This window comes from Hymenobacter monticola, from assembly GCF_022811645.1.
In the GTDB taxonomy this organism is placed as follows: Bacteria; Bacteroidota; Bacteroidia; order Cytophagales; family Hymenobacteraceae; genus Hymenobacter; species Hymenobacter monticola.
Window position 1 is genome coordinate 3,909,750 of record NZ_CP094534.1, and the last position, 14,135, is coordinate 3,923,884.

The following is a 14,135-nucleotide window of genomic DNA, read 5'->3' on the forward strand; positions in this document are numbered from 1 at the left end:
ACCGTAAATATGGCGGCGGACGGCCATTGTGCAGACCGATAGTAGGGGCGGGGCCTGCCCCCGCCCATCGCCGAACGATATCCGTCTGACGATGGGCGGGAGCAAGCCCCGCCCCTACATTTCAAAACAGCTACACCGCCACGCTGTCTACGGCCTTGCTCAGCGCCATAGGCTCCAAATCGGGGATGCTGGTGCCTTCCACCCGCACCACCTCCACGTCGGTGAGGCCGATGAAGCCCAGCACCGGTTTCAGGTAGGGCGCCATGAAATCGTAGGCGGCCATGGGGGAGCCCCCGGAATACACGCCGCCGCTGGCCAGCGCCAGGTACACTTTTTTGCCCGTGAGCAGGCCCTGCGGACCATTCGGGCCGTACTTAAACGTGACCCCGGCCCGCACCACGTGGTCGAGCCAGGCCTTGAGGGATGAGGAAATGCTGAAGTTGTACATGGGCGAGCCGATGACCAGCACGTCGGCCGCCAGCACCTCGTCAATCACCTCATCGGAGTGCTGCACGGCGGCTTGTTGGCTGGGCGTGCGGGCTTCGGCCGGCGTGAAAATGCCTTGCACGAACACCTCTTCCAGGTGGGGCAGCGGGTGGTGGGAAAGGTCGCGCTCGTGCACCGAGCTGCCGGGGTGGGCGGCCAGGAGTTTCTCCACGATTTGGCGGCCCAGCCGGGCGCTGTAAGAGTTGGCGCGGGGGCTGGAGATGATATGCAGAATGTGCATGGCTAAGTGGGGCCAGCCGCAATGGTGTGGGCTGACTGGCCCGGCAAACCTATCGGGCGCCCCAACCCGATTCCTAGCTGATTCTCAAAACAGTACCGGTACTGAAAAGAGTAGCTATTTGGAAATTAAGGCATTGGGAAACAGGCTTCATTCGCTTGGTAAACCTCCAGCCCAATACATTGGTAGTACATGCGCACCAATCCCCGCCGTTATGAGTCCTGAATCTGTCGAACATACTCCTGCCAACTGCCGCAGTGCCCATCAAGCCGTGCGCGACACCCTCGACGTGGTGGGCGGCAAGTGGAAGCTGGTGATTCTGGCGGCGCTGGGCGAGCGCAAGTACCGTTTCAAGGAGCTGAGCCGGACGCTCAACATCTCGCCCAGCATCCTGTCCAAAGAATTGCAGGAGATGGAAATGGACCGGCTGGTGACGCGCACCGTGCTCAACACCACGCCCCAAACCGTGGAGTACGAGGCGACCGAATACAGCCGAACCTTGGGTGAGGTGCTGCAGGCCCTGCGCCGCTGGGGCGAGATGCACCACGAAACCATCGTGGGCAAGAAGCGGGCGCCCGCAGCCGCCCCGCGCGCTTAGCCCGGGCACCCGGCGCTTAATTGGCAAAAATGCGCCAGATTGCCGCCGCCCCGCCGCCCCGGCGCGTAGTATGACGAGGCCATCACCATTAGCCAATGCTTGTTGAAGAAATTATCCGCCCCCTGACGAGACCTTTTGGAGAGTTTTTCCGGCGCGAGGCCGCCGGCAGCATCGTGCTGATGGCCAGCGCCGTGCTGGCCCTGGTGCTGGCCAATACCAATTGGGGCCCGGCGCGCCACTTTCCGGCCGTGTGGGACGAGCACCTGCGCGTGGAACTGCCGGGCCTGTTGTTTGACCACACGCTGCTGCAATGGATAAACGACGGCCTGATGACGATTTTTTTCCTCATCGTGGGCCTGGAAATCAAGCGCGAAGTGCTCGACGGCGAGCTGTCCTCGCCCCGGCAGGCGGCGCTGCCCATTGCCGGCGCGCTGGGCGGCATGCTCATGCCGGCGCTGCTGTTTGCCTGCTTCAACCACGGCACGCCCACGGCCGGCGGTTGGGGCATTCCCATGGCCACCGACATTGCCTTTGCCCTGGCCGCGCTGCAGCTGCTGGGGTCACGCATCCCGCTAGGGCTGAAGGTGTTTTTGACGGCTCTGGCCATTGTCGACGATTTGGGGGCCGTGGTAGTCATCGCCCTGTTCTATACCCGCGAGCTGCACCTGATTTATCTCGGTTTAGCGCTGGGCACCTGGGGCCTCACGCTGAGCTTCAACTGGTTGCGGGTTCGCAGCCTGTGGGCGTATCTGCCTCTGGGCGTGGTGCTGTGGTATTTCATGCTCGAATCGGGCATTCACGCCACCCTGGCCGGGGTGCTGCTGGCGGTGGCCATTCCGTTTCGGGTGCCGTACTCGCGCCAGGAGCTGCTGCGCCGGGTGGATGAGCGACTGGCTCTGCTGCGCATGGAAACGCACGAGCCTGCGGCCGACCCGCGCATCATCAGCGAGGAGCTGGAGGACTTGCACCAGCAAAGCAGCTCGCCGGCGCAGCGGCTCGAAACGCAGCTGCATTCGGTGGTGAGCTTCGGCATCGTGCCCCTGTTTGCGTTTGCCAACACCAGCCTCGTCATCGAGCCGGCGGCGCTGCAAGGTCTGCTTTCGCCGCTGGGCCTGGGCATCATCGTGGGCTTGGTGGTGGGCAAGCCGCTGGGCGTCGGGCTGTTGTCGTGGCTCACGGTGCGCCTGGGCTGGGCCGCGCTGCCGCCCGGGGTGGCGTGGCCGCAGCTGTGGGGCGCCGGGGTGCTGGCCGGCATTGGCTTCACGATGTCCATTTTCGTCACCCTGCTGGCGCTGGGCGAACACTCCGCCGGCACCGATGCCGCCAAGCTGGCCATCCTGACGGCGTCCCTTACCGCTGGGGCGCTGGGCTATGCGCTGCTCCGCAGCACCGCAGCTGCCGGTCCTGAGGCGTCAGGCCCAGATAGAAAGGCGTAGGGGCGGGGCTTGCCCCCGCCCGTCGTTGAACGGCCAACGTGGGTTTCGTTCAACGGCGGGCGGGGGCAAGCCCCGCCCCTACATTGTTCAGGGGGATAATGAGGTTCACAATCAAAGTAATAACCAAGTAAACCCGGAGGCTACGCCCCCAACAGCACCCGCAGCCCCGGCAGCACCCGCGCCCCGCGCTCCCAGTCGAAATCCTCCGATTCCGACGTGCCCGAAACCGCAGCATCGGAGTTGGCGATTTCCAGAATCTGCCGCCGCTCGGGCAGCGAGAAGTCGGTGAAGGCGCGGCGAAGCAGGGGCACGATTTCGCGAAAGGTGTCCTCATTGAGCTCGCCCAGCCAGCGGTCGAGCAGGTCGAACAATTCGCGGTGGTGGATGAGCAACAAGCCCGAGCCGCGCAGGAAGCCCTCCACCCAGGCCGTGGCGTAGTCGGTGGGCTGGGCGGGCGCCAGGGCCAGGCCGAGGGCTGTGGCGGTGGCGTCGGAATCGTTTTGCTGGGCGTCGAAGAGCAGGCGGGTGGCCGCGCCGGCTAGCAGGCCAGCGCTGGCTGCATTGCGCTGCACCGCTCCCAACGCGGCGTACCAGTCGGCTTCGTGCTCGTCGTTTTGTAGCAGGCGGATGGCCTGGTGGGTGGCTTCCAGGCGCGTGAGCAGGGCCTTGGCCGCGTCGTAGTCGAGGCCGGCGCAGGCGGCGGGCAGCCCGATGCACAGGCGCGGCACCAGTTGCTGCACTACCTGGGCCACCTGCGCGGTGTCGGTGCGGCGCACGTTGCCGTAGCGCAGCACCTGGGCCAGCGGCGGCAGGGCGGCCAGCAGGTGTGTCACGTCGCGGGTGTCGGCCCCGATGGTTTCAAGCCGGGCCACCAGCGCCGGAATGGCCGGGCCCAGGTCGGCGCGCAGGGCGTGTTCCAGCAGCGTGCTCACCGCTTCGAGGCTGGTGGCCTCGGCGGCGCGGGCGGCGGCGCGGGCGGCGGCGGCGGCCAGCACGGTATTGCCCCAGCGGCCGGCTTCAATGACGGCCAGGGCCATTTCGGGCTCCCATTCCAAGGTCCACAGCTCGTGGAAGGTGCCGCGGGCGCCCGTCGCTTCTTCGGGCTCGCCCCAGTTGATGTCGAGCAGGCGCAGGCGGTGCAGCAGGTGGCTGCGGTCGAGCTGGGCGGGCTGCCGCAGGTCGAGGTCGAGGTCTTTGGCCATGGCTTCGGGCTTGAGGCGCAGCGACTTTTGCTGCTGAGCCAGGTCCTGCTGCAAGGGCGTGGCGGGCAAGCCGGCGGGCACCTCGCCCAGCTTGTGGCCGATTACCAGTTCCTTCTGCACCAGGGCCAGCGGCTCGGCGTAGCCTCCTCCCAAAATGGCCACGGCCGCTTCCTGCAGCTCATCGATGCCCGGCAAAGCCAGCCCGCGCACGGCAGCCAGCGCCGCCGCCAGCCGCACACCCTCAATGGCGTGAGCCGAGGAGGCGTCCACGTCCTGCCCGCGCAGCAGGCGGGTGGCGCGCACCATCCAGTGCGTCAGCACTTCGGCCCGCGGCTGGCTGAACAGCAGCTCGTACCAGGCCGGCGAGAGCACGCCTGCCCCATAGCCCGAGCTGAACGACAGCCGCTCGTAGGTCCACGGAATCCAGGTGGTTTCGGTCGGCACTTTCTTCAGCCCTTTCAGCCGCGCTTTATCTTCCTTTTTCAGCAAATCAGCTTGCAGCACCGGCGCGTGCCAGGCCCCGCACACCACCGCCACACGCGGGTAGCCCTGGGCCAGGGTGGCGCGCAGGGTTTCGCGCATAAAGGCCTCGCGCAGCAGGGTTTCTTCGGTTTCGGGGCGCTTTAGCTCCTCGCGCAGTGCTGTCATCAGCTCCAGCACCACGGCGAAGGTGTCAGCGTTGCCGGGCGCGTGTTCGAGGTGTGTTTCCCACCACTGCTCCGAATCGGTGTAGCCGGCCAGGCGGGCAATGTAGGCCACGGGGTCGGTGTTGGGGGCGACTTCCGGTGCCTCACCGGCCGCCGGAACCTCACCCCCTGACCCCCTCTCCAAAAGAGAGGGGGCACCGGCTCGTGAGGACGATTCCATAACCGTAATATCTGGGAGCAAGTCCGCTGCCCCCTCTCTTTTGGAGAGGGGGTCAGGGGGTGAGGTTTGCGCGAGGGGAGCCAAAATGGCCTCTCGCATGCCAAACCGCAGGCTCATCGGCAAATCCATGCACCGCACGTGCGCCGCATTTCGTGCCGCCCAATGCACCGCCTGCCACTCCGGCGAAAACTCGGCGAAGGGCAGAAACGAGGCCTGCCCCTGCTGCTTGGGGTTGTACACCAGCAGCGCTACGGGCGGCACCAATTCGGGGTTGGTGGCGGTGGCCAGGGCGGCCTCGGCATCGGCGGGGCATTCGAGCAGAATGATATCGGGCCAGAATTCTTCGAGGGCGGCCACGAGGCTGGCGGCGCTGCCGGGGCCGTGGTGGCGAATGCCGAACAGGCGGAGGTTGGTGGACATGGGGCGGAATGGGGAGGGCAAGGGGTGCAAATGAACAACGCCCCGCCCAACCCGGCCCGCGTTTTAGGTAAAATCCTCGTCTATCAGCTCCTTATTGAGGACAGCCCCGGCCTTGGAGCCTGCCGCTACGGCCGCAGCCAGCGCCCGCATTGGCGTGGTGTTGTCGCCGGCCGCGTACACGCCTTTCATGCTGGTGCGTTGAAAATCATCAACCTGCACATAGCCCATCTCGGTGATGGCGCAGCCCAGCTGCTGGGCCAGGGTGCCGGGCAGTTGAAACGGCACGCGGGCAAACACTGCGTCGAGCGGATAGTCCGGGCCATCGGCCAGCTGCACCGCGCGCAGGTAGCCCTGCTCGTGCGCGAGGCCGCTGATGGGCGTTTCAACTACCGCTACCTGATGGCGGGCCAGGGCCGCCCGCTGGGCCTCGGTGAGGGTGGCCGGGCCGTCGGTGAACAAGGTGAGTTGCCGCGTCCACTGCCGAATCAGGCGGGCAAACTCGAAGCCCACGTCGCCGTTGCCCAGCACGCCCAGGCGCTGGTCGGCCACTTCGTAGCCGTGGCAGTAGGGGCAGTGCAGCACCGAGATGCCCCAGCACTCGGCAAAGCCGGGCAGGGCCGGCAGCAGGTCGGTGATGCCGGTGGCCAGCACCAGCTTGCGCGCCGTGATACGGGTGCCAGCAGCTGTTTCGATGAGGAATCCGCCCTCAACGTTTGCGGCCGTCAGCGCCTCATCAGCCCGCAGCTCTATAGTGGGATACTGCAGCACCTGTTCGATGGCCTGGGCGCGCAGGGCAGCCGGCGTGGCGCCGTCCTGGGTGAGGAAGTTGTGCGAGTGGGGCGTCTGGCGGTTGCAGGGCCGGCCGGTGTCGAGGAGGAGCACCCGGCGGCGGGCGCGGCCCAGGGCCATGGCGGCGGAAAGACCGGCGTAGCTCCCGCCGATAATCAGAACGTCAAATTCTTGCATGAAAAGAAGGGTTGAAAGCAGCCGCGCTACCTGCGTGCCAGCTGGGCGGACGCGGGCAGCTGGCTCTCCTTACAGTTTCTACAGTTGCTACGAAGTTAGAGGCGCTGCTGGGCTGTGGTGTGGTGGCTAATGTCGAACAGGCAAATGTTGGAAGTATGTGAGGGAAATGTTCTTGGGATAGTAGCTAATTAGTCTAGTACACCTTGACGCGTGTCCATCGTGGGGGACAAGCTGAGCCTCGCAGGGAACAACGCCGTTAGCTAGATTAGCTAACCTTTTTGCCGGTATGGCAGCTAGGTGATGTTTGCCTTCCCATAGGGTTATGTCACGATTTACGCTCTCCTAAAGCGCTCTGGATTGAGATTAATGACGAATGCAATGGTGTTTAATGAACATAAATGTCAGCTTTGACCTTTGAGTGCCTCTGTATGAATGTGTTGCAATCCGGATATTAGTTTTTCCTCCAGTTCTGTTGCATTGCGGTATACCGTTGTCCTCCAATTTCTAATATCAAATTGCAGTGCTGTTCCTTTTCTTACAAGTTGAATAAGAGGTTTTTCAAATGCCCGAGCTAGCCCAGCCTCAAAATACACATTGTGAGAGTTAAGCGTGAAATCAGCAATAACAAAATCAGATTTTTTGATTTATTCAATTATTTGCTGAGATATCTCATAATCACCTTCTCTCAAGTCCATTCTAATTAATTGCATTGGCAAATTAGTTTGGGCGACTGCACGAAGCATAGCACGATAATAATCAACCAATGCCGGCTCCTCCTCTTCCCGGAAAGACATTGCTACAAACCCAATTAACTTCTTTGCTGAGGATGTTTTTTGAACTTCTGGTGCTGAAATCGTAATATAGTCATTGCTGACCCTCACGTTTTTATCACCATATCGCACGAAAACGTCCCCAGTACTAGCTGTAATAGGCCCAAAGTGAGAAGGTGCCTTTGTTACATGAATGCAGATGACATGTCTGCCATTAATTTCAAAGTCTGATATTTCAATAGGATAAGGAAAGATTGAATCGCATAAAGCTTGTGATTTTTTTATCTGTTTTGGTAAAGCATCTGCCGTTATTCCGATAATACGTCCTTCATTCGTAATTCCTATGAATAAATAACCTCCTTCGGAATTTGCTAGTGCAATTAATGAGGTAGCGATGTTTTGTTCATTAAAAAAGCCTGCTTTAAATTCTACATTCTGGCTTTCACCCCCCTTGATTAGGTTGGTATAATTCTCAATGGTTTCCATTTGATAAGGGCTGATTAAATGACTTGCATTTTTGAATGGGCTTCATTACTCCACCACCTCCCGGCACGCGCGGTATAAATCCTTCCAGCCGTCGCGCTCCTTCACCACGGTTTCGAGGTATTCGAGCCACACCACGCGGTCGGGGGTGGGGTCTTTGATGACGGCGCCGGTGAGGCCGGCGGCCAGGTCGGGGGCGCGCAGGGTGCCGTCGCCGAAGTAGGCGGCCAGGGCCAGGCCGGCGTTCATCACCGAGATGGCCTCGCCGGTGCTGAGGGTACCGCTGGGGCTCTTGAGCTTGATTTTGCCGTTGTCGGTCACGCCCTGGCGCAGCTCCCGAAACACCGTGACGAGGCGGCTGATTTCGGCCAGGGCGGGGGCCTCCACGGGCAGCTGCAGGGCCTGGCCCTGCTTGGCCACGCGGGTTTGCACGATGTGCACTTCCTCGGCCAGGGTGGCGGGCAGGGGCAGCACCACGGCGTTGAAGCGGCGGCGCAGGGCGCTGCTCAGCTCGTTCACGCCCCGGTCCCGGTCGTTGGCCGTGGCAATGACGTTGAAGCCCTGCCGGGCTTGAATTTCGGTGCTCAGCTCGGAAATGGGCAGCACTTTCTCGGAGAGCATGGTGAGCAGGGTGTCCTGCACGTCGGAGGGGATGCGCGTAAGCTCTTCGATGCGCACGAGCTGGCCGGTTTCCATGCCTTTGTAGAGCGGGCTGGGTACGAGGGCACCCAGGGAGGGGCCTTCGGCCAGCAGGCGGGCGTAGTTCCAGGAGTAGCGCAGGCTGTCTTCGGCGGTGCCGGCGGTGCCTTGCACCAGCAGGTTGGTGTGCCCGCTGATGGCGGCGGTGAGGTGCTCGCTCACCCAGCTTTTGGCCGTGCCGGGCACGCCGAGCAGCAGCAGGGCGCGGTCGGTGGCCAGGGTGGCCACGGCAATTTCCATCAGCCGCCGCTGGCCGATGTACTTGGGCTCAATCTCGAAACCATTATCAAGCTTGCCGCCGAGCAGGTAGGTCACCACAGCCCAGGGCGAGAGCTGCCAGCCCGGCGGCTTGGGGCGGGCCTGGTCGACGGCTTTGAGGGCAGCAAGCTCTTCGGCGTAGAGGTCTTCGGCGTGGGGGCGGAGCAGGGCGGTTGGCGTCATCGGTTTAGGGTGTGAGGGTAAGAGGGTGTGGGGGCAGGAGGTGGAAGGTATAACGTGCTTTTCGTCTGTTTACAGGCGTTTCTTATTCTCTTAGCGACCCCTCCAAATCGGCTTGGAAGCGCAGGGTGTCGATGAATTCGTGAAGTTGGGGTTGAAAGGTTTGGTGCATGTCGGCAATGGCTTCGGCTTGCTGGATGACGGCCACCGCATCGGCCGGGGCCACGTTGGGGGCCACGGTCTGGGACAGCAGCCACGCCAGCTGGCGCAGGTGGTAGGGCGGGGCGTTGACCTGGTACAGCGTGGCCGTGTTCGCCAGTTGGCTGGCAATGGCCCGCACCACCGTCAGGCTAAATGTGCGCGGCCACGGCGCAGGCACAAAGCCGAGGTCCTGCGTCCAATTTGGCACCTGGCGGCGCACCCGCTCCAGAATGGGCTCCAGCAGCTGCTCCTGACGGGCGTCGTCGGAGAGAAGCGCCGCCATCGAAACCCAGTCGATACCCCGGTCGCAGTGGGCTTTTTCCAACGCCGGTCGCTCGTTGAGCCAAATCGTGAGGAAAGCACCAGCGAAGGCGGCATCGTGGTGCAGCAAGGTGCTGCGCGACCAAGCCGTGAGCAGCGGCAAAGCCCATTCCGAAGCCAGGGCAGCAGCCAGTAACTCAGGCGGCGTGAGGCCAAGGTGGGTTAGCCAGCGCTGGGGCGGCAGCAGGGCCAGCAGGTTAGCGAGGCGGGCAGTGGCGGGGCCCACCGGCGTGTGAAACGTGGGCCCGTAGGCCGATAGAAACCGGGCATTCTTCTCCTCGATGCCATCGGCCAGCCAGGATTTGTCCCAGGCCTCGGGAAGGACAACATCGAGCTGGGCTTTGCCCAGGCCCAGCAGCTTGCGACTGGCGGATAGCAGCGGGGCGGCCCGTGCCCACAGCCGCTCGGTGAGGGCGGCGCCGGGCAGCTGAACCAGCAGCTCGGTGGCAAGACGGCGCACCTCCTGGCCGCGCGCTTTCAGCAGCGTTTCCAGCGCGGGCTCGGCGTCGGGGTGCAGGTGCTGGGCCAGGATTTCGAGCAAGGCCTCCTGCACCTTAGCCGGCTCGGTGGGCAGGGCGGCCAGGAGCAGGGCGCGGGCCTCGTCGGGCGCCTGGGCGAAGCGTTCGGCGAGCCAGGCGCGGCGCTGAGGCAGCGTGCCGGTTTCCCAGGTTTCGGGGTCGGCGCCCGGGTCCGATTCGGCAGGAGCAAGGCCTTCAGCCATTTTGGCCCAATCGGGGTTTTGTCGAATCAGCCAGTGGCCGCGCTGCCCCAGCACCAGCCCCAGCGCCGCCCGTGTTTCGGCCGAACGGGTGGCGTGCTGCAGCAGCGGCACCAGCAGGGCCGGGGGCACGCGCAAATCGCGGCCCGCCAGACGGGTGAGGTAGTCGGGCAGCAGCTCCAGGTGCAGGCTGTTGACGAGCATCTGGTGCAGGTGGGCGGTGCCCTTGGGGCCTACTACGGGCAGCAGCTCGGCGGGCGCGGGCGCGAGGGACGGGCCGGCAGCGGGGGCCGGCCGGAGGCCCGCCTTGCGCATCAGGGCCAGGGTACCAGCGGCGAGCAAGAGCTGCTGCTCGGGTGTGTCGGCGGGCGTGGGGAAGGCAGGAATGGCTTCGCCGCTCTGGCGCGTGCCGAGCAGGGCAATGCGCAGGAGCTGGGCGGCTGACGGCGCGGCTGGGAAAACCTCACCTCCTGCCCCCCTCTCCAAGAAAGAGGGGGCACTGGCTCGTGAGGACGATTCCATAACCGTAATATCTGGGAGCAAGTCCGGTGCCCCCTCTTTTTTGGAGAGGGGGGCAGGGGGTGAGGTCCACGCGTGGTCCGTCGCCCAGCTACCCAGCGGCCGAAACGCCTGCCCATCCCATTCGCCAAACAGCGTGACCGGCTGCCCGCCGCTTTCGGCCAGCAGCTGCCAGCCAAAATCCTCATCAATAAAGCGCAACGGCAGCGTGCCGGCCTCCGTGCGGTGGTGCAGTTGCCAGCGGCCATCGGGCAGTGGCATGGGCAGCACCTGCGCCAGCGTAGCGGGCCACTCGCGCAGCCAGGGCTGGCGGGCCAGCGCGTCGGCGTAATCGTGGAGCAGCTGACTGATGGACTGACCCGTCGGCACTGCCCCGGGCGGCACCGTGCCATCGAATTTTACCTGCACCGGAGCGGCCCGCAGCGGCAGCAAGCCGGGGTAAAAAGCCAGTTCGCCCAGGTAACTGCCGTGCGGAATGAACGGCGTACCAAAGGGCTGCCCGCCAAAAGAAAACTCCAGCACCAGCGCGGTGCGGCCGGTGCGACGCCCGTGCAGCCAGGTGCGGCGGGCGGTGAGACGGTCTTCCTCCCAGCGGAACTGGCCCAGCACGCGCCAGGCGTCGGACACGGGCGGGGCGGTGGCCAGGAGGTCTTCTTTTTTGAGGTTGACGCCGACTTGCTGGAGGATTTCCGGGCGGGCATCGGCACTGAGCTGGGGCAGGTTCTGGAAGGCCCGCACCAGCAGGAAAAGCTCGCCCAGGCGGCCCAGCAGGCGGGCGGGCCAGTCGGTGTGGGCGTGGCGCAGGGTGGCCAGCTCGCGCAGGGCAGCGGCCAGGCCGGGCAGCTGGTTGTCGACCAGCCGGGCGGCTTGGCTTTCCCAGAACTTCGCGGGCTGCTGGTCGAGGGTTGCCAGGCCGGCACGCATCAGGTCTTCGAGCCAGGCGGCGAGGTCGTCGGCGCCGGCGGCCATGCGGGCCAGGCGCTTGGGGTCGACGCTGAGGCCGCCGGTCGGGGCTGCTTCAAGAGCATCAGCAGCGGCATCGTTGTCCGGGGCTGAAGCGTCGACTGGGTTGCTTTCGGCAGACAACTCGGTTGCGGCCGTGGCCTTGGGCGTTTTGGCGGCCGGGGGCGCAGCGGCTTTCTCGGTCTTTTTCTCCTGAGTTTGCTGGCGCTTGCTGAGCCACTCTTCCAGCCAGGCGGGCGGGGTGGTGCCCGTCAGCAGTTCGGGCTGGCGGGACATGAGCAGGAGCAGGCCGGCGCCGTGCTTGCAAGGAAACACCCGGCTCGGGCAGCTGCATTTAAAGGCCGGCTCCGTGAGGTCGATGCCGGTAAGGTAGGGCTTGCTGCCGCTGCCGGCGCACTCGCCCCAGGCTGCTGTATCGGTGCGGCCCAGGTTGGCCCATTTGGTGGGCTTTAGCAGCTCCTGGCCCCTTTTTAGGGTGCCGGGGTCGGTGATGAGGGCTTGGGCTTGCGCTTCGGTGAAGGAAATCATGGGAGCGGGGTAGGCGCCAAATGTAGAAGGGAATTCGTTGGCTGGGAATGGCCAATTACACCTGTCAGCCTCACTTAAAAAAATCGGCCGGGTCGGCCTGGCTCAGGTATTGCTGCAGGTGCGGCAATGTATCGAAATGCGGCAGCACGCAGGCCATAAAATCGGCTACGGCCACCGGGCCGCTGGCGTAGGCCACAAACGTGTGCCCGCCCTCGGCAAACTCTAGTTCCTCCAGCAGCCGGGGCTGCTTTTCCTCAATGATGGTTTCGATGTGCTCGGCCCAGGAATCGGCCGTGCCACCGAAGCCATAATGCTGAAACAGTTGGTAATAGGCTTCCAGTCCGCCCACATCGGCAAAGATGAGCAGCTGGTATTCGGGCATCACGGCGGGCGGCGCGTCCGTGACCTGGAAGGGGAAAGTGGCAGACATGGCGGTGAAAATACGCGCTAGTTCCGCCGTCGCCGCACCAGCAATAGGCCCACGCAGGCCACGGCCAGGGCCGCAATCAGGGCATCGCGCACGAAACGGCCTTGCTTGGCTTCCGCTACTTCGGCTTCGAGGTCGCGCTGCTTGGCGAGCTGCTGCTTTTCGCGCTGGCGCAGGTTTTGGGCTTCGTTTTCCAATTCCAGCAGGCGCTGGGCGGTGAGGTTGCGGTCGTCGCGGCTGGTGCTTTCCAGCTTGGTGGTGGTGGCCGTCAGCCGCGCCGAGGTGCTGGTGGCTTTTTGGGCCGTTTCGTTAAGCACATTCACAATTTGCTGGTCCTTGTCCACGATGCCCTGCAGGGCGTCCACCACTTCCTGCAGGTCTTTTTTAGACGGCTTGTTGCCGAACAGGCTGTGGCGCTGGGCGCTGGCTTCGCGGTAGTGGTCGGTGAGGATTTTTCGTTCGGCCAGCAGGCGCGGCAACGGCGAATCGGGCGTCACGGCCGGGGCCTGGGCGGCGGCGAGAACCGGAAGCAACCAAACCAGGGGCAAGAAGAAAAAGCGAAACATTAGCTCCTGTGTAGTTCTTTGCAAGTAGAAAGGCATGTGAGAAAACGGCATTGGCATGAAGAAAATGCAGATAATGAAAAAAGCCACCGTCCTGGTGCTGGGGGCGCTGAGCATGTGGAGCTGCGAAACCAGCCGGCTGAAAACGCCGCCGACGTATGGCGGCACCGTATCCGAAGGGCTGCACGAAAAAGGCGCCAGCGGGGTGCTGCCCTTCCTCGTTCAGGAAATCAGCACCGACGCCACGTACGGCTTTACGGAAACCAACCCCGTGCGAGTTGGCGGCGGGCTGGAAGCGGGCGCCCGCAACCAGCAGCGTTACCTCAACGCCCTGCTCGGCCCCAAAGGTCAGACCATTGAATACCAGCGCGAAGCCAGCTGCTGCGCTTTTAAAATCGAGCAGGGAGGTGTGCTCAACGAAGGTCAGCTTGACGTGTACACCATCACCTGGAAGGGCCAAAAAGAACCGGTAAAATTGTACCTCAACATGTACGAAGAAGGCCAGCTGGCCGCGCCGGTAGGCCTGACGGCGGCTCGTTGAGGGCGACGCGGGAACGGCCCCTCGGGCCCGGCGCCGCCGAGGCTGAGCAGCTTTCTGAGGTTGCCCCGCGTAAAAGGGCACATGAAGAAGCTTCTGTCCGTGCTTGCGCTGTTGACGACGGGCTGCGGTACTTGCGAGCAGGTATGCCTCACGCCTGAGGAGCGGGCCTGGTTTCCGGCGCACCCCAAGGGCACCGCTATTGCCTTTCGCAGCAACCGCGGCAACTCCAACACCATGAGTCTGTTGGAGCAGCGCGAATGGTTCAGCAACACCGACTGCAACAAGCTGGAATCGGGGTCTTACCAGCCCATCCACGTGCAGTTTGGGATGGAATCGGCCACGCAGTACGACGCCAAGCGGCCCCACTTCAGCATCGTGGCCGATAAAATCAGGCCCGACGTGCCGGCCCGGTTGCAGTTTAGCATCTCAGGGCTGGAGTACCCACTGCCGTCCGGCCAGAAAATAGGCCCCACCGACGTGCTGGTGCAGGAGCCCTGCAAACTGAGCACCGGCAAAACCTACCCGGCCGCCTACGTTTTCCGCGACGGCCAGAACGCCAAAAATTACGGCGCCGGCCGCCTGCGCTCCTTCCACTGGGACAAGCAGGCCGACCTGATTCGCTACGAGCTGGCCGACGGCGAAGTGTTTGAGCGAGTGGGGGAATAAGGTTGCATCCAGCGAATGGCACGAGTACCCCGAAGCTCCGCTTCGGCCCGGACGAACGCCAAAACCCTTGTTGGTCATCGTTCAA

At 63.7% G+C, this 14,135-nt stretch carries 12 protein-coding genes; 4 read left to right on the top strand and 8 right to left on the bottom strand.

Annotated features, from left to right (window positions below):
* Window positions 1–130: 130 nt before the first annotated feature.
* Window positions 131–727 (bottom strand): FMN-dependent NADH-azoreductase, encoded by a 597-nt coding sequence (locus MTP16_RS16150; RefSeq protein WP_243511615.1) that lies wholly within the window; start codon window positions 725–727, stop codon window positions 131–133.
* Window positions 728–938: 211 nt separating this feature from the next.
* On the opposite strand from MTP16_RS16150, the gene MTP16_RS16155 reads away from it, so the two are divergent.
* A complete protein-coding gene (locus tag MTP16_RS16155) occupies window positions 939–1,322 on the top strand; it encodes a winged helix-turn-helix transcriptional regulator (protein ID WP_243511617.1) in 384 nt (127 codons plus the stop codon).
* Between the two features lie 95 nt (window positions 1,323–1,417).
* Window positions 1,418–2,758 carry a Na+/H+ antiporter NhaA gene (gene nhaA / locus MTP16_RS16160; protein ID WP_243511619.1) on the top strand — a complete coding sequence of 447 codons (1,341 nt, stop codon included), beginning with the start codon at window positions 1,418–1,420 and terminating at the stop codon, window positions 2,756–2,758.
* A gap of 140 nt (window positions 2,759–2,898) precedes the next feature.
* On the opposite strand, the gene MTP16_RS16165 is transcribed toward nhaA, so the two are convergent.
* The 7 genes from MTP16_RS16165 to MTP16_RS16195 all read right to left on the bottom strand — a co-directional run bounded on the left by MTP16_RS16165 (window position 2,899) and on the right by MTP16_RS16195 (window position 12,813).
* Entirely contained in the window at window positions 2,899–5,247 is a 2,349-nt protein-coding gene (locus tag MTP16_RS16165; RefSeq protein ID WP_243511621.1) for a DUF5682 family protein, read from the bottom strand.
* A 63-nt stretch (window positions 5,248–5,310) separates the two neighbouring features.
* Window positions 5,311–6,213, bottom strand: a complete 903-nt coding sequence (locus tag MTP16_RS16170; RefSeq protein ID WP_243511623.1) for an NAD(P)/FAD-dependent oxidoreductase — start codon at window positions 6,211–6,213, stop codon at window positions 5,311–5,313.
* A gap of 644 nt (window positions 6,214–6,857) precedes the next feature.
* Entirely contained in the window at window positions 6,858–7,469 is a 612-nt protein-coding gene (locus tag MTP16_RS16175; RefSeq protein WP_243511626.1) for an AlbA family DNA-binding domain-containing protein, read from the bottom strand.
* Window positions 7,470–7,514: 45 nt separating this feature from the next.
* A complete protein-coding gene (locus MTP16_RS16180; protein WP_243511629.1) occupies window positions 7,515–8,606 on the bottom strand; it encodes an ATP-binding protein in 1,092 nt (363 codons plus the stop codon).
* An 82-nt stretch (window positions 8,607–8,688) separates the two neighbouring features.
* Window positions 8,689–11,853 carry a DUF5691 domain-containing protein gene (locus MTP16_RS16185; protein ID WP_243511632.1) on the bottom strand — a complete coding sequence of 1,055 codons (3,165 nt, stop codon included), beginning with the start codon at window positions 11,851–11,853 and terminating at the stop codon, window positions 8,689–8,691.
* Between the two features lie 70 nt (window positions 11,854–11,923).
* On the bottom strand, window positions 11,924–12,283 hold the full coding sequence (locus MTP16_RS16190; RefSeq protein WP_243511635.1) for a hypothetical protein: 360 nt from the start codon (window positions 12,281–12,283) through the stop codon (window positions 11,924–11,926).
* Window positions 12,284–12,300: 17 nt separating this feature from the next.
* Entirely contained in the window at window positions 12,301–12,813 is a 513-nt protein-coding gene (locus MTP16_RS16195) for a hypothetical protein (RefSeq protein WP_243511637.1), read from the bottom strand.
* Window positions 12,814–12,919: 106 nt separating this feature from the next.
* Between MTP16_RS16195 and MTP16_RS16200 the strand changes: the two genes are divergently transcribed.
* Window positions 12,920–13,384 carry a hypothetical protein gene (locus MTP16_RS16200; RefSeq protein ID WP_243511640.1) on the top strand — a complete coding sequence of 155 codons (465 nt, stop codon included), beginning with the start codon at window positions 12,920–12,922 and terminating at the stop codon, window positions 13,382–13,384.
* Between the two features lie 81 nt (window positions 13,385–13,465).
* On the top strand, window positions 13,466–14,050 hold the full coding sequence (locus tag MTP16_RS16205) for a hypothetical protein (RefSeq protein WP_243511643.1): 585 nt from the start codon (window positions 13,466–13,468) through the stop codon (window positions 14,048–14,050).
* The last annotated feature ends 85 nt before the right edge of the window (window positions 14,051–14,135 follow it).

What these genes read in the sequence shown, in the direction of transcription:
- MTP16_RS16150 (WP_243511615.1), bottom strand. Translation starts at nt 727, where the DNA reads ATGCACATTCTGCATATCATCTCCAGCCCCCGCGCCAACTCTTACAGC.
- MTP16_RS16155 (WP_243511617.1), top strand. Translation starts at nt 939, where the DNA reads ATGAGTCCTGAATCTGTCGAACATACTCCTGCCAACTGCCGCAGTGCC.
- nhaA (WP_243511619.1), top strand. Translation starts at nt 1,418, where the DNA reads ATGCTTGTTGAAGAAATTATCCGCCCCCTGACGAGACCTTTTGGAGAG.
- MTP16_RS16165 (WP_243511621.1), bottom strand. Translation starts at nt 5,247, where the DNA reads ATGTCCACCAACCTCCGCCTGTTCGGCATTCGCCACCACGGCCCCGGC.
- MTP16_RS16170 (WP_243511623.1), bottom strand. Translation starts at nt 6,213, where the DNA reads ATGCAAGAATTTGACGTTCTGATTATCGGCGGGAGCTACGCCGGTCTT.
- MTP16_RS16175 (WP_243511626.1), bottom strand. Translation starts at nt 7,469, where the DNA reads ATGGAAACCATTGAGAATTATACCAACCTAATCAAGGGGGGTGAAAGC.
- MTP16_RS16180 (WP_243511629.1), bottom strand. Translation starts at nt 8,606, where the DNA reads ATGACGCCAACCGCCCTGCTCCGCCCCCACGCCGAAGACCTCTACGCC.
- MTP16_RS16185 (WP_243511632.1), bottom strand. Translation starts at nt 11,853, where the DNA reads ATGATTTCCTTCACCGAAGCGCAAGCCCAAGCCCTCATCACCGACCCC.
- MTP16_RS16190 (WP_243511635.1), bottom strand. Translation starts at nt 12,283, where the DNA reads ATGTCTGCCACTTTCCCCTTCCAGGTCACGGACGCGCCGCCCGCCGTG.
- MTP16_RS16200 (WP_243511640.1), top strand. Translation starts at nt 12,920, where the DNA reads ATGAAAAAAGCCACCGTCCTGGTGCTGGGGGCGCTGAGCATGTGGAGC.
- MTP16_RS16205 (WP_243511643.1), top strand. Translation starts at nt 13,466, where the DNA reads ATGAAGAAGCTTCTGTCCGTGCTTGCGCTGTTGACGACGGGCTGCGGT.